The organism is Clostridium sp. D53t1_180928_C8 (assembly GCF_015667795.1).
In the GTDB taxonomy this organism is placed as follows: Bacteria; Bacillota; Clostridia; order Clostridiales; family Clostridiaceae; genus Clostridium.
Genome location: NZ_JADPEL010000051.1, coordinates 1 through 21047, shown reverse-complemented (window position 1 = coordinate 21047; position 21047 = coordinate 1). Strand labels below are relative to the sequence as shown.

Below are 21047 nucleotides of genomic sequence, written 5' to 3'. Positions count from 1 at the left end.
AATATTACTGGAAATCAAAATTTCCAGTAATATTTAATTTATAAGAAACTATATTACACAAAATTATCTACAGTCTCAATTAATCTTTAAAATAATGTATTTAATATAACCAATCACTTTTGTGGTTGGTTATATTTATTATATATAAAACTTTTATTCTAAAGGCCTAACTCTTAATTTTATACCTAATTCATCACATATTTGTTCACTAGCTTTAATATCATCTTCACCAATGCAATCAACTACAGTAAAAACAACATTAGGAATATAAGATTTACATGATACAGCAAATTTTTTCATTGCTTCATAGGATTCTATTCCAAACTTATTTTTAGTTATTTCATAAAATTCTTCTGCATTTGGAGCATTAAGACTTATTGAAACTGTATCAATTAAGCCTTTTAATAAAGGGGCAACTTCCTTATTATTAATTAAATCTCCAAGACCATTAGTATTTATTCTTACTGGCATATTAGGATTTCTTTTCTTTATGTATTTAGAAATTTCAATTATTGAATCTAATCTTTCAGTTGGTTCTCCAAAGCCACAGAAGATAATTTCATCATAAAGATTAATATTAATAGTTTCAAATTCGTTAATTACTTCTTCAACAGTAGGTTCAGTTTCTAACCATAAACTATTGCTTTCAGTCATCTTTTTTGTTGTTCTCAAACAAAATGTACAAGCACAAGGACAACGATTAGTTAAATTTACATATATATTCTTTTTAATGCCTTTAGCTTCCATTTCTTCGATTGTTATATTTTTTAAGTTTATAAAATTACTATTATTAATAGTATATAGAATAACCATATAACCCCATCCTTTTATATTATTTTAATTCCGTTAAAAACTCTTCAAAACAAACTCCGTAGCTTCCAGGTAAATTTAGCTCAGTAGTAAATTTTAATGATTTACTAATAAAGCTTGTTGCTTTTTCGATGGCATATGCAAAATCTTCACCTTTAACAATACTTGCAGATACAATAGAGGAAAAAACATCACCGGTACCAGAACGATCATCTCCTATTTTTTCAACTTGTATAACCTTATAAGATTTATTAATTTCAAATATAAAGTTTTCTATTGCACCTTGTCTTTGTAGCCCTGTAATTACGATTTTACTAGGCCCCTGAAGAGATAACTTTTCACATAATAAATTTAATTCTTCATGTGTAGGAGTTTCATCAGGATAAGGTATATCTAATAATCTACAAAGTTCAGTAAGGTTTGGTGTTATTACATCTGCATATTTAATTAAATTTTGCATTTCTTTGCACATTTCATCTGTATAAGTAGAATAAAGCTTACCGTAATCCCCCATTACTGGGTCTATTAAAACTATATTGTTTTTTGTTTTGAATTTTTTTAAAAAATCTATAACTATTTTAATTTGCTCTTTTGAACCTAAAAAGCCAGTACATATTCCATCAAAACTTAAATCGAGTATTTCCCAATTATTTATATATTCTTTCATTTTAGGAGTATAATCTTCGAAGAAGAAATTATTAAACCCAGTATGATTAGAAAGTATTGCTGTTGGGATAAAACAACATTGGACTTTTAGTGCTGATATAATAGGTAATGAAACAGCTATTGAGCATCTACCGAAGCCAGTAATATCATTTATAAGAGCTATTTTTTTTTGACTAAATCCCATTATTATTTTCACATCCTTTAAGTATTAATTATAAAAGAAGAATTTGGGAAAAGCAATTTTGCAGGAAATGTAACGATACAATACTTAGAAAGTTTATAAGAGGATTTTATATTAACAGTAAGAGTAAATAATATAAAATCCCCTTAATTTTGTTGTTAATTATTTAAATATAGAAAAGAAGGTAAGTGAATTCCTATTATTTGATGGAGCATATCCACAAGCTGCAAAGTAATCGTCATTTAATAAAAGTAATTTTTGCATTGCACTAGGATATAAAATTTCTGTATTAGACCATATAGTTGAATTTGCCTTTTCACCTATAAGAGCTATATAAGCATGATCGTAATTGTTAATAATTACACTACCCGAAATACCAAAACTTTCATTACTAACTTCAACTATAGAATTTAATACATATGAAGTATCTTGTTTAGCCCACAAAAGATTACCCATAGCATCTGTTTCAAGAATTACTGATTTTGCAACCATGGCAAAATGACCATTTTCCATTTCGATAATATCACTATCTAAAAGCACATATACTTTATAATCATCAAAAATATTTAGCCACAAAGAATCACCAAATTCGTTAAGTCTTAATATAAATGGATTAGATAAAAGAGATTCATTTATAAGCTTAGCACCTGATAATACAAAGCCTCCATCCATAGTTTCTTTAATTGAATGAGCTATACCTACATCAAAAGTTTTTTGCCACTCAATCTTGTTTTCAGAGTTGAATTTTAGAACAATACTTGAAGGAACACCATTTGGTATAGATTGAGCAACTATAGTATATCCTCCATCACTGGTTGCACATACACCTAGGCCGTTGCTTTGAACACCTACTGTTCCGATTGCATTTTGAAATAAAATATTACCATCGTTGTCTAATTTAACTATCCATAAATATTCATCTCCTGCAAAAATAGAGTATGAAAAAGTACCTACAGCAATAAAATTTCCATCTGAAAGTGTAGCGATTGAAGAGAAAAATTGAGTAAATGGAGTATCATATATTTTATCCCATAACATTGTACCATTACTTGCTACTCTAATAGCAAAAGCAGATGAGTTATCAGTTTTATTAAAAGCTCTTCCAACTATTATAAAATCTCCATTAGAACATTCAGTCATTGAATTTGGTAATGTGGTGTAATCGTAATTGTAAGTTTCTGAAATTTTTAGATTAGACATAAATTTAATACCGTCCTTTTTCTTTAGTTTAGGTAAAAATAAAAATATTACCTTAATACAAAATATGTAAAGTTAAGAAAAGTGTGAAAATAACAAAGGGTTAATTGTAAAAATATTTACAAAATTATACAATTGTATTAAGGTGGTGATTTGTATGTTAAAAAACAGGGAAATAATAAAAAAATCACTTAATAGAAATATAGTATTATTCTGTATATTTTGTTGGGTAGTTCCAATAATTATAATTTATATTTCAATGACAATATCATATAAAGAGAATATACAAGAAAAACTGAAGAGTGTATTTATTGAAAAATTAAGAAGTACAGATGTATTTATATCTAATTATTTAGATGAAGCAATAGAAAGTGCAAGGAAACCATCATATGAATATTATTTAGAAGAAGCTTGGAATGAATATGAGGTTCAAGGGAATGAGGGTAGGAATGATTGTTATCAAATTATAACTAGTAACTTAAGAAATAAATTCTATTGGGATAAGAGGTTTGATATTTGTAGCTTTTATATAGAAGGCGAAAATCAGCCTTTTACTTATTTATCTAGTAGCAATTATTCTATGCAAGAATATATGAGTAAAATTCATAATCGTATTCAAGAAATAAGGGAAATGAAGTCATCATATGCACAAGTTATAGTAGAGGATGAACGTATTTTTATTGTTAGAAATGTTTATACAACTACTGATTACAAGAAATTTGGAACTTTAGTTTTAGAGCTTAATAGAAAGAATATGTTTGCAGATATAGTTTTAGATAAGGGATAAGCTTTGGCATTTTGTATTAATGATAAAAATGCCTTAATAGCTAAAAGTAATTTTTTTGAAGATGAAAGAAAGAGTAACATATTAAAAGATAGTTTAACAAACTATTCAGCTGATGATAATAATAAGTTGATAATTAGCCAAAACAAAAATTACTATGGGTATCTTTTACAAGTAAAGCATGATGATTATCATTTAGGGATTTTATTGACTATTGATAAAGGTATTGTAAATGCAGAAATGAATCATTTATATGGAATGATTTTTATATTACTTATAATTACAATACCTGTACTTATAATAATTGCATATTTCTTGAATAGACAAATTACAGCACCAATCAGAAAGTTAGTGCAAGCTTCTCAAGAAATGGAAAGTGGTAAATTAGGAGTTACTATTGATGGCGAGGAAATGCCTAATAAGGAGTTTAAATATTTACAGCATTCTTTTAATAATATGTCAAAGAGAGTTGAGTATTTATTTAATTATGCTTATGATGAAAAGCTAGCAAAGAAGGATGCAAAGATATTAGCACTTCAAGCACAGATTAATCCACATTTTTTAAATAATACATTAGAAATTATGAACTGGCAGGCTAGGATGTCTGGTGATATTACTCTTTGTAAGATGATAGAATCACTTGGAACTGTATTAGATTATCATATGGATAGAGAAGATAAGAGACTAATTTATTTATCTGAAGAATTAAGATGTGTAGATGCTTATTTTTATATAATTTCAATGCGTTTTGGGCAACGATTAATAGTTGAACGTGAAATAGATAATGAGCTATTGCAAGCTATGTTACCTCAATTAATTTTACAGCCTATTTTAGAAAATGCAGTTGTTCATGGAATAGAAACTGTAAGAACTGGTGTAATTAAATTGAAAATTTATCATGATAATAAGAAAATTTTTATAGAAGTTATTAATACTGGAAAGCCAATGACGAAAGAAGATAAAGATATAATTGAAAAGATATTATTTGGTGATCCAGAGGTAATAAAGCCAGTACCAGGGAAACATGCATCACTAGGAATTAGAAATGTTAATGAGAGAATTAAGTTAATTTATGGTGAAAACTATGGTTTAACAATTGAACCTATAGAAGAAGGAAAAACTAGGTCATTAATATGTATACCATATGATAAGGAGAGTAAATAAGGAGCAAATTATATAAAATTAAAGATAACAATATTAGGCAAATAATATCAATAGTATTCAATGAATGTAAACGTAATACTAGCTATAATAAAACTATAGAATAAATCTTTTATTAAAGTATTAATGATGTTTTAGGGGGAGAGAAAATGCTTAAAAGTAAAAAAGTGTTGGCATTAGTAATTTCATCAACTATTTTAGCTACATTTATTACTGGATGTTCAAAGACAACAGAAGAAGAGGTTGTAGGGGAAACTGGAAAGGATAATGTTACATTAAATACAGTATCAATGTTTGGAGGAACTGATCCAAATGCAAAAGTTTACCAGGAGATTAATCAACAGTTAATGAATGATAATCCAAACATAACAATAGAAGATAATTCTCAAGCTTCAGATGAAGAGTGGAAAGCTAAAGTTGCAACTGATTTTGCTTCAGGTAATGAGCCAGATGTTATTCAATTTTTTACGGACGCAACAGCAAATTCAATTATTGCAACTGATAAGTTAATGTCTTTAGAGGATATAAAAAAAGAATATCCTGATTATGCTAAGGATACATTAGATGCTGCGTTAGAAGCAGTAACTAATACTGATGGTATTCAAAGAGCAGTTCCTACGACAGGGTATTGGGAAGGGCTTTTCTGTAATAAAGATTTATTTGAGGAGTATAACGTAGAAATTCCTACTGATTGGGACTCATTAGTTAAAGCAATTGAAATTTTTAAAGAAAATGGAATAATTCCAATAGCATGTTCATTGAATAATGTTCCTCATTATTGGGTTGAGTTTTTAATGCTATATGCTGCAGGTGAGGATTCATACACATCTATACCAGAAAAGGCACCTAAAGATTGGGTTAAAGGTTTAGAACTTTTTAAAGAATTAAGGGAAATGGGAGCTTTTCCTGAAGATACAGACACTGTTGATGATGCTTATGTTGGTCAATTATTTAATGATAAAAAAGCAGCTATGCAACTTGATGGAAATTGGAGAATTGGTGGTATAACAGATCAAGAAAATGTTGTTGTTGCAGCATTTCCAGGTGTTGAAAATCAGAAGGCTACAGATGGAGCTATAGTTGGTGGTATATCTTCAGGATTTTATATTACAAAAAAAGCTTGGGAGGATACTGATAAAAGAGAAGCAGCAGTTAAGTTTGTTGAAGCTCATACTAATAAAGAGGGAGTTACTAAGTATTGGATAGCAGGCGGAGCTGTTGGTCAAGCGGCAGTTGCAGTAGAACCAGTAGATAATATGACACCATTAGCAGTTTCAGCTTTAGAATACAGTAGTTCAGCTAAATCTATATCATCTCCAACTGACTCAAGAATTGATCCAGAAGCATATAAATATATAATTGCAAATATAGTTAAGATTTCAACTGGTTCAGTAAGTGCTGAAGAGGTTCTTAATGAAGCATTAAAGTTAAATTCTGAAAGAGCAAACTAATAGTTAAAACAATGGTAGAGGGGTACATAAAGCTACCTCTCTATTTTTTATCTAAAATATTTAGAAAGGTGGAATAAAAAATGATATATAAGAAGAAATGGCCACTTATAATCTTCTTATTACCAAGCCTTATATTCTTGATTGTGTTCTTATATATTCCGTTTTTTAACAATATAAAAAATAGTTTATTTGATATGACTACACCGGTATTACTAGATGGACAAGTATGGAAATTTGTTGGTATAGATAATTATAGGAGAATGTTAACAGACCCAGATTTGAGAATTGCTATTTGGAATTCATTAAAGATGATGGTTTTAACAATTATATTTCAAGTAGGAATTGCTTTTATATTGGCAGTTTTGGTTAGTAATATAAAAAAGATGCAACAATTTTTTAGAACAGTATATTTCTTTCCAGTAGTTATTTCAGCAACAGCCATAGGTTTAATATTTAAATTATTCTATAACTATAACGGAGGAATGTTAAATCAAATATTGGAGACTTTTGGGCAAGAACCGGTAAATTGGTTAAAGCCTACATTAGCTTTTATAATGGTAGCTATACCAACACTTTGGAGTTATGTAGGGTTTTATTTTGTAATAATATTAACTGGATTAAGTGATATACCAGATGAAATCTATGAAGTTGCATCAATTGATGGATGTAGTAAATTTAAACAAGTATTCTATATTACAATACCAATGCTTAGGGGTGTAATTTGTACTTGTGTAGTATTAGCAGTAACTGGAGCCTTAAAGGTATTTGATTTACCATGGGTATTGGTACCTAATGGTGCACCACAAGGATTGACACATTTCTTAGGAACATACATGTATCAAAGTACATTTGGTATGAACAATTATGATTATGGATCAGCTTTAGCTGTACTGATTGTAATATTAGGTATAGTAGTTTCAAGAGTTGTAAATACTATTGTTCAACCTGATAAAGATAGATAGGAGGTAGGCTAATATGAGTGAAAATAGGATATTAAAAAAGAAGAGTATTATGAAATCGAAAAAGAAAATTAATATTAGTAAATATATAATATATACTATTTTAATTGTTTGGGCTATTACTACTATTTTTCCTTTTGTATGGGTAATAATAAATTCATTTAAGCCATCGTCAGAATTATTAACTTCATCTTTTAGCTTGCCTAAGGAATTTACATTAGATAATTATAAAAATGCATTTGATAACTTAAATATATTAAGAGCTTATGGAATGAGTTTTTTTATATCAGGCAGTGTTACTATAGGAGTAATAATATTAGCATCAATGATGTCATTTGCATTAACAAGGTATAATTTTAAGGGGAAATGGGTTTTAGATGCCATACTTATAGCTAGTTTAATGTTTCCGGTATTTTCAACTATAATTCCTGTATATCAAATGATGATTAAATGGGAGTTGCTAAATACACCAATAGCTGTTATTTTACCTCAAATTGCAAGTAATTTAAGCTTTGCAACTATTGTAATGATGGGATTTATGAGGGCAATACCATTAGAGATTGAGGAATCAGCATATATTGAAGGAGCAAGTATATTTACTGTATTTACTAGAATTATTGTACCAATAAGCAAACCTGCAATATCAACTGTAGCTATTTTTAGTTTTTTATGGTCATATAATGATTTGTTTGTTCAAACTACTATGATAGGACGAAGAGTAAATTATCCAGTTTGTGCTTTGTTAAACGAAATTAGTTCTAAATATGGAACTGATTATGGATTAATGGCAGCCTCAGTAGCAATTATTTTAGTGCCTGTATTTATTATTTATTTATTGCTTCAAAAGAATATTATCAAAGGATTGACAGCTGGAGCCGTAAAGGGATAAAATTTTTTTAAAGGGTACTTATGGGAATTATAAGGGGATGAAAAGGTATGTATAAAATAGTAATAATTGATGATGAACCAATTATTGTTGAAGGATTAGCCAGAACTATGCCTTGGGATAAATGGGAATGCCTTGTAGCTGGAGTAGCTTATGATGGTGTTGAAGGTCAAAAGCTTATAAGAAATGTTAGACCAAATTTAATAATAACAGATATTTCTATGCCAGGTATGAATGGATTAGCTATGATTGCTGGATTGAAAGCTGAGTTTCCGGATATGGAGATTTCAATTTTAACAGGATTTCGTGAGTTTGAATATGCTCAAAAGGCAATTAAGTTAGGAGTAACAAGATTAATATTAAAGCCATCAACATTAACAGAAATTGAAGAAGCAGTTAAAACAATGGTTTTAAATTTAAAAAATAAAAATATACGTACCGAATCAGAAGAAACAGAGTTAAATAGTGCAAATAGTTTTATTGTAAAAAATGCATTAAAATATATACAAGAAAATTATACAAGAAAGATAACATTATCTGAAGTTGCAGAGAAAACCTATGTTAGTCAATGGTATTTAAGTAAGCTTTTAAATAAGCATACAGGAAAAAGCTTCTCTGATATTCTTAATCAAATAAGAATTAATGTTGCAAAGGATTTATTAAAGAATCCATCAATGAGAATTGGTAATATTGCAGAAGAGGTAGGGTTTATTGATATAGGACATTTTTCAAGAGTATTTAAAAAATTTGAGGGATGTTCTGCAAATGAGTATAGAAATAAACTAAGTTCTTAATAGTAGTATAAAGAAAAAGAAGGTGAAATTAATGGAAGTTAATAAAGGTATTTGTCCTATTTGTGGAAAACCTAATAATTGTGGATATGAGAATGGTTTATCACATGAAGGATGCTGGTGTGAAAAGATTGAGGTTCCTAAAGAGTTAAGAGAGCAGATACCAGAAAATTTAAGAGGAAAAGCTTGTATTTGTAAGAACTGTATAATTGAATATAAAGAAAAACAAAAATAAAATGAGTTAAATTCTATTGACAAAGAAAAAAAGAAGCATATAATAAAATATAAATATAATAATTAAAGCTTTGAAGAGAAAGAGTAGAATTAATAGAGTTTTACAGAGAGGTCCCGGTTGGTGAAAGGGGCAAAACAAGTTAATTTGAATACGTCTCTGAGCAGCACTCCGAAAGATAACAACTAGTAGGCAGATGTCGTATCGCACACGTTATAGTGCTAGGGTATAACCAAGAAATTTTTTTGGCGTACCTGAAGAGGTTGTTATTGTGAAATAATGATAAATTTAGGTGGTAACACGTGAGTATATAGCTTTCGTCCTATTAATATAGGATGAGGGCTTTTTTTGTATTTAAAAATAAATTAAAAGTAAAGTTGCGCAGCTTATATATATATTAAATCTTTTGATAATTAAAGTGCACGTTAATTATCAAAAGATTATTAAAAGATTATTAAAATGAGTGAGGAGAAATTAAAAATGATAAATATAGATGAACAAATAAAAATAATTTCAAAGGGTGTAGATGAAATAATAGGGTTAGATGAATTAAAGGAAAAGTTAGCTAAGAAAAAACCACTAACTGTAAAATTAGGATTAGACCCAAGTGCTCCAGATATTCATTTAGGGCATACTGTAGTTTTAAGGAAGTTAAGACAGCTTCAAGATTTAGGACATAATATTGTAATAATAATAGGTGATTTTACCGGAAAAATAGGTGATCCAACTGGAAAGTCTCAAGCTAGGAAAGCATTAACAACAGAACAGGTTTTAGAAAATGCCAAGACTTACGAAGAGCAGATTTTCAAGGTTTTAGATAAAGAAAAAACAGATGTTAAATTTAATAGTGAATGGCTTTCTAAAATGAATTTTGAGGATGTAATTAGATTAGGATCTAAAATGACAGTAGCAAGAATGCTTGAAAGAGAAGACTTTAAAAAAAGATATGAAAATCAAATGCCAATAAGTATTCATGAATTTTTCTATCCATTAATGCAAGGTTTTGATTCTGTAGAGTTAAAAGCTGATATTGAACTTGGAGGCACTGATCAAAGATTTAATTTACTTATGGGAAGAATGCTTCAGAAAGAGTTTGGACAGGAACCTCAATGTACAATAATGATGCCCTTATTAGAGGGATTAGATGGTATTAATAAGATGAGCAAAAGTTTAGGAAACTACGTGGGAATAGATGAAGAAGCAAATGTAATGTTTGAAAAAATAATGACTATTCCTGATAATTTAATAATTAAATACTTTGAATTAGTTACGGATGTTCATCCAGATGATGTAGAAGAAATTAAAAAATCCTTAAAGGAAGGGGTTAATCCTAGAGATATAAAAATACAGTTAGCAAGAGTGATTGTTGAATTATATCATGGTAAAGATGCAGTAAAGGCTGCGGAAGAAAGATTTAGATTAGTATTTCAAAAGAATGAAATACCAAATGATATAAAAACTGTTGAAGTAAAGAAAGCGGAGTTTAACTTATCAGAAATAATAGTTAAGAATGGGTTAGTAAAAAGTAAAAACGAGTTCAGAAGGTTAGTGGAGCAAGGCGGTGTTAAGGCCAATGCAGAAAAATTGAATAATATTGAAGAGTTAATAATAACAGATGAAATAGTAATTCAGATAGGAAAGAAAAAATTTATTAAAGTAATTATAAAATAATAAGGAAAAAAATTCTTTTAGAGTAAAGAGCTTGAGTATTAAGATAATAAAATATGTAGTAAAAAAAACATCTACTTGGATTTAATTCCAATAGATGTTTTTTTTGTTTAAAAATATAGAGTTTATTGTGCAAATGAACAATAAAAAACGTTAAAACAACAATATAAATTTAATAATTAATATATTATCATTAAATCATCAAGTAAACGTTAACTGAAGAAAAAATAAATACTAAGTTTTAATTGTATTTTAAGAGATTAGGAGGATGAAGATATGCCAGCTATTCATTGGTTTGGAGCGATATTAGGTTTAGCAATAGCTATAATATTAATTTTAAGAAAAGTAAACCCTGTATATTCTTTATTTGGAGGAGCTATCGTAGGTGGATTACTTGGAGGAGCTAGTTTAGCTCAAACAACACAAATAGTAATAGAAGGAACTAATAGTGTAATGGGAGCTGTAGTTAGGGTACTGGCAGCGGGTGTTCTTGCTGGGGTTTTAATAGAATCAGGTGCAGCAGAAAAGATTGCAGAAACTATAGTAGAAAAGCTTGGAGAAAAGAAAGCAATTTTGGCAATTGCACTAGCAACAATGGTAATAACTTCAGTAGGAGTATTTGTTACTGTAGCAATTATAATAGTAGCACCAATAGCTTTATCAGTAGCTAAAAAGGGTGGATTAACTAGAGCAGCAATACTTTTAGCAATGGTTGGTGGAGGAAAGGCAGGAAATATAATTTCGCCAAATCCAAACACTATTGCAGTAGCAAAAGGATTTAATGTAGATTTAGCACAAGTAATGATTAATGGATTTATTCCAGCATTAGTAGGAATAGTAGTTACATATTTTGTAGCTTCAATGTTAAATAAAAAAGGTGATGTAGTTAGATATACTGAAGATGATGCAAAGGCAAAAGCTTCAGCAGATAAAGATGATAATAAACCTACATTTGGAAGAGCAATAGTGGCTCCTGTTGTAGCAATTGTATTATTAGCAATTAGTCCAATAGGAAGTATGTTAAATATAGAATTTTTAGAAAAGATTAAAATTGATTCAATGATTATATTACCACTTGCAGGTATAATAGGATTAATAGCAATGGGTAAATTTAATAAAGTTATTGAATATACAACATCTGGATTAAATAAAATGACAGGAACAGCGATACTATTAATTGGGGCAGGTGCAATAGCAGGAATTATTTCAAACTCTAATTTAAGTGAGGTTGTTGTAAATCTTGTTAAGTCAACTGGAATTTCAGGAGTATTCTTAGCACCTATATCAGGTATATTAATGGGAGCTGCAACAGCTTCAACTTCAACCGCTGCAATAGTTGCTGCAGGAAGCTTTGGAGATGCAATATTATCTATGGGAACATCGCCATTAAGCGCAGCAGTAATGGTTCATGCAGGAGCTGTAGTAATTGATCATTTACCACATGGAAACTTCTTCTTAGTAACAGCTGATTCAGTTCAGATGAATATAAAGGATCGTATGAAGTTAATTCCATATGAATCAATAGTGGGTGGATCAATGGCAATTGTAGCAACTATAGTATATGGATTTATAATTAAGTAAAGTATTATTAAGAAACTATAGTGTGATAAGTAAATGAATTTGAATGTAAATATAATAAGTAAGATTAAAAATATAAAGTGGATGGAGAGAGTAAAATGAAGAAAGATTTTGTTATAGTATTAGCACCAGATTCTTTTAAGGAAAGTATGAGCGCGAAAGAAGCTTGTATAGCAATGGAAAGAGGAATAAAAAAGGTAGATAAAAATATTAAATGTGTACATGTTCCTATGGCAGACGGGGGAGAAGGAACTATGCAATCATTAGTAGATGCTACAAATGGAAAGACTTATTCTTTAGAAGTTGTAGGACCATTAGGGAATAAGGTGCAAGCCGAGTATGGAATTTTAGGAGATGGAGAAGTAGGAATTTTAGAGATGGCTAGTGCTAGTGGAATACATTTAGTTTCATTAGATAAGAGAAATCCATTAATAACTACTACTTATGGTACTGGTGAAGTTATTAAAGCTTGTTTAGATAAGGGTGTAAAGAAGTTATTAATAGGTATTGGTGGAAGTGCAACTAATGATGGGGGAGCAGGAGTTATACAAGCTCTTGGAGGAAAATTATTAGATAAAGATGGAAATGAATTAGGATTTGGCGGAGGAGAATTAGGAAAACTACATAATATAGATTTAACTAATTTTGACCCTAGATTAAAGGATGTTGTTGTAGAGGTAGCATGTGATGTTAACAATCCACTTTGTGGAGAAAAGGGTGCGTCAAATGTATTTGGTCCACAAAAGGGAGCAACACCAGATATGGTTTCTTTATTAGATAATAATTTAAAACATTATGCAAATATAATTAAAGAACAAATTGGCATGGATGTTCTAGAGGTACCAGGGGCAGGTGCAGCTGGAGGATTAGGTGCAGGGCTAATGGCATTTTTAAACGGAACTCTAAAAAAGGGTATTGAAATGGTAATAGAATATGCTGGATTAGAAGAAAAGGTTAAAGATGCAGATATGGTTTGGACAGGAGAAGGAAGTATAGATTTCCAAACTCAATATGGTAAAACACCATTAGGAGTTGCAACTGTTGCTAAAAAGTATGATAAACCAGTTATAGCATTTGCAGGAAGAGTTGGAGATAATATAGATGTTTTATATGAAAAAGGTATAGATTCTATATTTGGAATTATGAAAGGTGTTACTTCTATTGAAGAAGCTTTAGAAAAAGGTAAAGAAAATATAGAAAAAACATCTGAAAATGTAATAAGACTTATGAAATTAATATAATAAACAAATGGGCTATATCAAAATTAATTTTAAACAATAAAATTTTGACATAGCCTAATTATTTGAATTTATTGAAAGTAGGAGAATAGGATATGATAAAAACTAAAATTATATGTACAATAGGACCAGCAAGTGAAAGTGAGGAAGTACTTACAAAACTAATTAATTCAGGAATGAATATATCAAGACATAATTTTTCACATGGAACTTATGAGCAAAATGGAGATAAGATTAATTTAGTTAAAAAGCTTAGAGAAAAAATGAGTAAGCCAGTAGAAATATTATTAGATACTAAAGGACCAGAAGTAAGAACAGGAAAATTTGTTGGTGATAAGGTAACTTTATTAGAGGGGTCAGATTATATAGTTTCATGTGGTGAAGATATAATTGGAGATAATACTATTTGTTCTGTAAGTTATAAGCAATTATATGAAGATGTTAAAAATGGAGATTTAATTTTAATTGCAGATGGGTTAATTGCTTTAGAAGTTATAAAAATAGATGGAAATCAAATTTATACTATAGTTAAGAATACAGGAACTATAGGAAACTTTAAAAATGTTAATGTTCCAGGTGTAGTTACTAAGCTACCTGCAGTTGGAGAAAAAGATATTGAAGATTTAAAGTTTGGAGTAAAAATGGGAATAGACATTGTTGCAGCATCATTTGTAAGAAGTGCTCAAGATGTTTTAGATGTAAAAAAAGTATTAAATGAATGTGGTGGAAATCATATTAAGGTATTTTCTAAAATAGAAAATCATGAAGGTGTAAATAATATTAATGAAATAATTGAAGTTTCTGATGGAATAATGGTTGCAAGAGGTGATCTAGGAGTTGAAGTTCCATTAGAAGAAGTACCTTTTATACAAAAAATGATTATTAGTAAATGTAATAAGGCACAGAAACCAGTAATTACTGCAACTCAAATGTTAGAATCTATGGGGAATAATCCAAGACCAACTAGAGCGGAAGTTTCAGATGTAGCAAATGCAGTTATTGATGGTACAAATGCAGTAATGCTTAGTGGAGAAACGGCTAGTGGAAAATATCCAGTAGAAGCTGTTTCTATTATGAGAAGAATAGTTAAGAAAGCAGAAGAGGTTATTAGTGCTTAATAAATAAATTTAATTTTAAAGGATGTAGATAATATGAAACTATCAAAAGCTATAGCCCAAAAAATTGTTTTAGAAATGATGAACGTAATACCATATAATATAAATGTTATGGATGAAAATGGGATAATAATAGGCAGCGGAGATAATGAAAGAATTGGAAATATCCATGAAGGTGCCAAAAAGGCAATTGATAGTAAGCATATAATTGAAATTTATGAAGATAATGAAAAAATGAAACCAGGAGTTAATGAACCTATTATATTTAATGATGAAATAATAGGTGTTATAGGAATTACTGGTCATCCTGATGAAGTTATAAGATTTAGTAAACTAGTTCGTGTTACCGCAGTTTTATTAATTGAACAAATAAAAATAGATGAGGATTTACATAATAAAAGATTAAATAAGCAAAGATTCTACTATGAATTAGCTCATAGAAAAACAAAGTATGATGATAAATTTTATGAAGTTGCTAAGAGTTATGGAGTTGATATTAGTAAAGGGTGTCAAGTTATCCTAATAGAAAGCTGTAATGATTTAGTAGATTTTAAATATAAATATAAAAGATATTTATATTACAGTGAGATTAATAATAGAGGAATGTTTTTTATAACTAATGATTATGACTATAATAATTTATTAAAGGAGTTAAAAGAAAGCTCTATAATAAATAAAATAAGTATTGGTCCTAAAGAGGATATTATAGCTAATTCAGTAGAAAAAGCAGAATTGGCATTGCAATTTGGTGTTAAGATAAAGCCATCTACTCAAATATATTCATATGATGAATTTGAATTATTTATAAATTTATCTCATGAAAATAAAGATAAATTTATTTCATTAATTTTAAATCTTGATAAGGCCGGACATAGTTTAGAACTTATTGAAACTATGCAAACATATATAGAGGAAAATGGTGATATTACTAAGATTGCAAATAAATTAAAAATACATAGAAATACTTTAAATTATAGATTAGATAGAATTAAACAATTAACTGGAAAAAAACCTAAAAATATATTAGAGCTATTTGAATTAATAAGTGGATTAATATGGAGGTAATTATATAACATAATATAGCAAGAGTTTATAAAGAGAAGAAGTAGTATTATAATCTACTTCTTCTTTTTATTAATTGGCAATATTACTCTTAAATTTAGTGATAATATTAGAGAGTGTAATCTTAGTTTTACTTTTTAATTTTGAAGTTGAGTAATTAGAATCAGTAATAGCAATTACAGGAATTACTTTTCTTTTTTTACCTGATAATCTATCGTTTATATTTTTTAAATAAATATTTATAAATTTAAGACCTGAGTTTATTTTATACAACTTTTTAAAGTATTTTTTTGCATTTATTAGATCGTTTGTATAGTAGAAACTAATGGCATACTTTGTTAAGAAGTCTTCGTTATCAAGTAACATAGCACCTGCAGGTGTATTTACACTTTTATTTAAATAATATAAGGCTTCTTTGTATTTTTCTGTCTTAGTTAGTAGTAATGCAAGACTACAAATAGAATAATAATCATCATCTTTAAGTGAAATAGCAATTTTAAAATTCTTAATTGCATCATAATATAGATTTTTATTTAAGTAATATTGGCCGAATAGTTTATATAATTCGAAATCACCGTCGTATAAATTTAATGCCTTATTTAAGTATTCTTCAGTATTATTTGAATCATTATTAATTAAATCATAAGCTAATGAACGAACTTCTATATATTCTTCTAATACATCAGAAGAAATATCTTTCAATGAATCATAGCTTAATATCTCATTAAAATATAATTTGTTGAATAAATAGTCAATTTTTAATGTAGGATAAATATTAAATAACTCATCATGTCTAGATGTCCAATTAAATTTACTATTTAAAAATGTAAAAATATTTTTTGGAATGTTTTTATTGTTAGTTATAAATTCTATAATATTTTGTTCTACTAAGTAAAATAATGTTTCATTTGAAGCTATAGGTAAACTAAATAATTCAGACCAACTATTTTCATTTATTCTTAATGAAAAATTATTATAGATTTCTTTTAATTTATTCATAAAAGGCTCAATATAAGGATTTAAATATTTTTTATAAATAGGAATTGTTAAAGGTAATGATACTGAATCCTTAGAAAGCTTACTTTTAATATTATCTAATTCAATCTTTATAGAAAGATCCCAAGGTCTTAGTTTAATTAATAAAGTATATAAGTCTTTAGCCTTTTGTAAATCATATGAATAATGATAACAGTGAGCTAAATCAATAATGCGTTCAATATCAAGTGTATTTTTAAGTTTTTTTATATATTTTTCTAAATAAGATATTGCACTTGAATATTGGTTAGTTTCTGTCAATAAGTGCCCAAAGTTCGAAAGACAAAACATATCATTAGGATCTATGTTAATGGCTTCCCTAAAATAATTTAAAGCCATAAGAGTATCGTTTTTATTAAGATAATAGCTTCCTAATAGTTTTAGTAAATCTAAATCTTTATTATATATGGAATATGCATCAAATAAATAACTTTTATCACTTTTTTCTTCATTAGAATTAAATGATAAATAGGCTTTTTCTCTAAGCAAAAGATATTCATCTAATTGTTCTGCGTTTATATTAGATAAATAATTATAAGTTAAGGGTAATGGATTATTTATTTGATTTATTAAAAAATCTACTAATTCTATTGAAAGAGAATCTTTTAGTTCACATTCTCTATGTGACCAATTAAATCTAGAATCTAATAAAGCATAAATGCTTATAGGAATATATTTGTGATTATATATATATTTAATAATCTCTAATTCTAAGTCTTGGCTTATAGTAGGGTTATTTAAAATAGGTAATGTTAATAAGTTTATCCAAGAATCTTTAGAAAATCTAAGTGTAGGATTATTATATATATCATTTACTTTATTCATAAACTTATCAATAGAATCTATGGCTTTATCATCTATTGAAGAATTTATTAGTGCTGACAAAATATCAAAACTAGAGTTATGCAATAATGTTATATTCAAATCTCCTATTGATGCAGTAGCTAAAGATATAGCTTTATTGTATGCTAGGTTTAAATCATTAGCAGTTAGATCATTCTTATCTATAGAATTACTTAATTCAACATAAGCCTCCTTAATTTTATCAATATTTCTAGTTGGTGTTATTCCTAAAACAGTCCAGCAACTCATAATGTTAAATTACCCTCCTATTCATCAAAATTTTGTTTAATAATTGTCTTCTTATAAAAAAATACAAGAAATATAAAAACTATTGTATATACATATTTTATATTAAATAGAAAATAATGTAAAAACATTTAAACACAAATATTATTACATTATTTTTAAAATAAAAAGTAATAAATGTAAATAATAGAAGAAAATAATAAAAAGATTAAATATAATAGAAGCAGATGGTGTTACTTGATAAAACAGGTAGAAAATAGAGAAAAAATAATATTTATTGTATTTAAAAAGTATAAAAAGACAGGTAAAAAATGTAAGTCAAGGACTGGTTCAAATTTTTATATATGATATTATAAGGTTATAGTATATAAAAATATTTTATAGGGGTGATATTTATGAGTTTTCCAACACATATAGTAGCTGCAGGTGCACTTGTTGTTAATGATAAGGATGAAGTTTTACTTGTAAAAAATCCACATAGGGGATGGGAGTTTCCAGGAGGACAAATTGAAAATGGTGAGGATTTAATAGAAGGCGTTACTAGAGAAGTTTTAGAAGAGTCAGGAATAGAAATAAAAGTTTTGAAACTAGCAGGCGTATATTCTAATACTAAGTCATATATAGGGTGGGATAATAAAACTGTAGTTCCAACTAAAGTTATATTTGATTTCTTAGCAGTTAAAATAGGTGGAAGCTTAAAAACAAGTGAGGAAAGTATAGAGGTTGGGTGGTTTAAAAAAGATATGGTTATAGATATAATAAATGAACCTTGGTTAAAGGAAAGGGCAAGTGATATGCTTAATTTTAATGGAAATATAATTTATAGAGTTTATTCAAGTAGAACATATGAGATATATAGAGAATGTGAAGTATAAAGTATAGGGAAAATTGTTGAATGGGTCAAAAAGTTAAAAAATTTGTTGAGAAAAATATAAAATGATAAAGCTAAAAAATGTATTAAAATGTAATAAAAGGTAGTATAATATTAGTTAAGTTAATAAGTAAACAGGAGATAAAATATGAACAAAGTAACATTAAAAATAAGTACTCTAATATTTACTATGTTAATAACTTTTATTACATTAAGCGAAAGTATTGCTTGTGCTGAGGAGGTTAAAGATGAAAATCTAAAAATATTATTTATTAGTTCCTATAATTCAAATTTTATATCATTTGAAGATCAAGTAGAAGGAATAAAAGCAGGTTTAAATGAGAATGTCCATTTAAGAATAGAATATATGGATTTTAAGGTTTTGGGATATGAGGAAAATGAGGAAAGATTTTATAATTTATTAAAACTTAGCTTTGAAAATTATGAGGAATATGATGCTATAATAGCTGGAGATGATGAAGCTTTAGAGTTTTGTTTAAAATATAGAGATGATTTATTTAAGGATATACCAATATCATTTTTAGGAGTTCAGAAAGAAAAAATATTAGAAGAGGCATTAAAATACGAAAAAGTTTCTGGTGTAAGAGAAATGGAATCTATAGAGTCAAATTTGGAGCTTATTAAGAAGTTTCATCCTAATACGGAAAATATAATTTTTTTAAATGATTATGGAGAACATTTTTATATTGATATTACTAGTAAAAATCCAGAGTTTGATTTTCAGAAGATAATTACTAGTGAATTAACTATAGATGAATTTAAGGAAACTATAAAAAATGTTAAAGAAAATAGCGTTATAATATCACTATATCCTGATGACTTCAAAAATGGTGAATGGGTAAAGGTTTTAGATGTAAATGAATTAATTTCTAATATAAGACCAGATTTACCAATATATAATGTACTAGATTATGGTATCGGTACCGGGAGTGTTGGGGGTAAAGTAATTAATCATTTTACTCAAGGTAAAAGAGCCGGAGAAGTAGTATTAGGATTATTAGAAGGTATTGATGAAAAAAATTTATATTTTGATAATGATGAAGCTAATCAGTATGTTTTTGATTATAAAATACTAAGAAAGTTCAATATAAAAACCAAGTATTTACCTGATAACTCTAAAATAATTAATAGTCCTATAGAAGTTATAGAGGAGTATAAAAGTTTATTTATATATCTTTTTATTATATTTTTAGTATTATTACTTTTGATATTAGCTTTAATACAATATATAAACTATAAAAAAAGATATGAAAAAGAAATATTAAATGCTAAAAATAAGGCAGAAGAAGCTAATAATCTTAAAGCACATTTTATTTCAAATATAAGTCATGAACTTAAAACACCAATAAATGTTATATTATGTGCAACTCAACTTATAGAGCTTAAGAATTCAAAAAATAATCAGGAGAATCAAAATAGTAATATTAGCATAGTAAAAGATAATTGTTATAGGTTAATAAGATTAATAAGTAATATAATTGATATAGAAAAGGCAGAATTAAATGATTTAAAATTAAATTTAGAAAATGACAATATAGTTAGCTTAACAGAAGACATAGTTATGTCTGTAATTCCATATGCTGAGAAGAAAAATTTGAATTTAATATTTGATACAGATGAAGAAGTAGTAATGATAGAGATTGATACAATTAAAATTGAAAGAGTTATTTTAAACCTATTATCTAATTCAATAAAATTTTCAAAAGAAAATGGATATATTGGAGTGAAAATAAGGCCTATGGAAGAGTATGTTGATATTATTGTTGAAGATAATGGAGTAGGAATATCAAAAGAAGAACTACCTAATATATTTGAAAGATTTAGGCAGGTTGATAATAGCTTAACTAGAAAAAATGAAGGTAGTGGAATAGGACTATCAATAGTTAAATCCTTAGTTGAGCTTCATAGTGGAGAAATTAGAGTAGAATCTGAACTTAACAAAGGTACAAGATTTATTGTTAAATTACCTAAGGGTATGAATGTAAATAGTAATAATAAGTATATCAGAATTGAAGAAGATCAAGAGTGTAAAAAAAATATTATGAATGAAATTATTATGAATGAAATAAGAAATATAAATTATAGAACTAAAACAGAATTATCAGATATATATGTTTAAGAAAAACTGGGAGAGTAGATGAATTTGTGTAAAACACAAATCTATCTACTCTCTTGTTGTATGATAAGTTGGTAGATTTGGAATAATATACTATAAAGATTTTTTAGGAGGTTTTTTAATGACAAGAAAAAAC

17 protein-coding genes, 1 pseudogene and 1 other annotated feature are annotated in these 21047 nt (G+C 27.6%); of the genes and pseudogenes, 14 read left to right on the top strand and 4 right to left on the bottom strand.

Annotated features, from left to right (window positions below):
• Positions 1-153: 153 nt before the first annotated feature.
• The 3 genes from I4V51_RS17765 to I4V51_RS17755 all read right to left on the bottom strand — a co-directional run bounded on the left by I4V51_RS17765 (position 154) and on the right by I4V51_RS17755 (position 2857).
• Positions 154-813 (bottom strand): TIGR04100 family radical SAM protein, encoded by a 660-nt coding sequence (locus tag I4V51_RS17765; protein ID WP_195989772.1) that lies wholly within the window; start codon positions 811-813, stop codon positions 154-156.
• A gap of 19 nt (positions 814-832) precedes the next feature.
• Entirely contained in the window at positions 833-1660 is an 828-nt protein-coding gene (locus I4V51_RS17760) for a pyridoxamine kinase (protein ID WP_195989771.1), read from the bottom strand.
• A 159-nt stretch (positions 1661-1819) separates the two neighbouring features.
• On the bottom strand, positions 1820-2857 hold the full coding sequence (locus tag I4V51_RS17755) for a hypothetical protein (RefSeq protein WP_195989770.1): 1038 nt from the start codon (positions 2855-2857) through the stop codon (positions 1820-1822).
• 154 nt (positions 2858-3011) lie between these two features.
• On the opposite strand from I4V51_RS17755, the gene I4V51_RS17750 reads away from it, so the two are divergent.
• The 12 genes and pseudogenes from I4V51_RS17750 (at position 3012) to I4V51_RS17695 (ending at position 15782) form a co-directional block, all read left to right on the top strand.
• Positions 3012-3641: a hypothetical protein gene (locus I4V51_RS17750; protein ID WP_195989769.1), complete on the top strand. Its 630-nt coding sequence runs from the start codon at positions 3012-3014 to the stop codon at positions 3639-3641.
• Between the two features lie 3 nt (positions 3642-3644).
• Positions 3645-4802, top strand: a complete 1158-nt coding sequence (locus I4V51_RS17745) for a histidine kinase (protein WP_195989768.1) — start codon at positions 3645-3647, stop codon at positions 4800-4802.
• Between the two features lie 146 nt (positions 4803-4948).
• A complete protein-coding gene (locus I4V51_RS17740) occupies positions 4949-6250 on the top strand; it encodes an extracellular solute-binding protein (protein WP_195989767.1) in 1302 nt (433 codons plus the stop codon).
• 80 nt (positions 6251-6330) lie between these two features.
• On the top strand, positions 6331-7212 hold the full coding sequence (locus I4V51_RS17735) for a sugar ABC transporter permease (RefSeq protein WP_195989766.1): 882 nt from the start codon (positions 6331-6333) through the stop codon (positions 7210-7212).
• Positions 7213-7225: 13 nt separating this feature from the next.
• The gene (locus I4V51_RS17730) at positions 7226-8098 is read left to right on the top strand and encodes a carbohydrate ABC transporter permease (protein ID WP_243281552.1); all 873 of its coding nucleotides are present in this window, start codon (positions 7226-7228) and stop codon (positions 8096-8098) included.
• A gap of 47 nt (positions 8099-8145) precedes the next feature.
• Positions 8146-8889: a response regulator gene (locus tag I4V51_RS17725; protein ID WP_195989765.1), complete on the top strand. Its 744-nt coding sequence runs from the start codon at positions 8146-8148 to the stop codon at positions 8887-8889.
• 31 nt (positions 8890-8920) lie between these two features.
• The gene (locus tag I4V51_RS17720) at positions 8921-9121 is read left to right on the top strand and encodes a cysteine-rich CWC family protein (RefSeq protein ID WP_195989764.1); all 201 of its coding nucleotides are present in this window, start codon (positions 8921-8923) and stop codon (positions 9119-9121) included.
• A 61-nt stretch (positions 9122-9182) separates the two neighbouring features.
• Positions 9183-9446: a binding site (T-box leader), on the top strand.
• 152 nt (positions 9447-9598) lie between these two features.
• Complete coding sequence (tyrS, locus tag I4V51_RS17715) at positions 9599-10789, top strand: tyrosine--tRNA ligase (protein ID WP_195989763.1); 1191 nt, start codon at positions 9599-9601, stop codon at positions 10787-10789.
• A 273-nt stretch (positions 10790-11062) separates the two neighbouring features.
• On the top strand, positions 11063-12367 hold the full coding sequence (locus tag I4V51_RS17710) for an SLC13 family permease (protein ID WP_195989762.1): 1305 nt from the start codon (positions 11063-11065) through the stop codon (positions 12365-12367).
• Between the two features lie 95 nt (positions 12368-12462).
• Positions 12463-13605: a glycerate kinase gene (locus I4V51_RS17705; protein WP_195989761.1), complete on the top strand. Its 1143-nt coding sequence runs from the start codon at positions 12463-12465 to the stop codon at positions 13603-13605.
• A 92-nt stretch (positions 13606-13697) separates the two neighbouring features.
• Positions 13698-14714: pseudogene (gene pyk, locus I4V51_RS17700) on the top strand (pyruvate kinase); the annotation flags it as partial.
• 39 nt (positions 14715-14753) lie between these two features.
• Positions 14754-15782, top strand: coding sequence for a sugar diacid recognition domain-containing protein (locus tag I4V51_RS17695; RefSeq protein ID WP_195989759.1), 1029 nt, complete (start codon positions 14754-14756; stop codon positions 15780-15782).
• Between the two features lie 69 nt (positions 15783-15851).
• On the opposite strand, the gene I4V51_RS17690 is transcribed toward I4V51_RS17695, so the two are convergent.
• The gene (locus I4V51_RS17690; protein ID WP_195989758.1) at positions 15852-17906 is read right to left on the bottom strand and encodes a hypothetical protein; all 2055 of its coding nucleotides are present in this window, start codon (positions 17904-17906) and stop codon (positions 15852-15854) included.
• A gap of 392 nt (positions 17907-18298) precedes the next feature.
• Between I4V51_RS17690 and I4V51_RS17685 the strand changes: the two genes are divergently transcribed.
• Positions 18299-18778: an NUDIX hydrolase gene (locus I4V51_RS17685; RefSeq protein ID WP_195989757.1), complete on the top strand. Its 480-nt coding sequence runs from the start codon at positions 18299-18301 to the stop codon at positions 18776-18778.
• 144 nt (positions 18779-18922) lie between these two features.
• Positions 18923-20914 (top strand): sensor histidine kinase, encoded by a 1992-nt coding sequence (locus I4V51_RS17680; RefSeq protein WP_195989756.1) that lies wholly within the window; start codon positions 18923-18925, stop codon positions 20912-20914.
• Positions 20915-21047 lie beyond the last annotated feature (133 nt).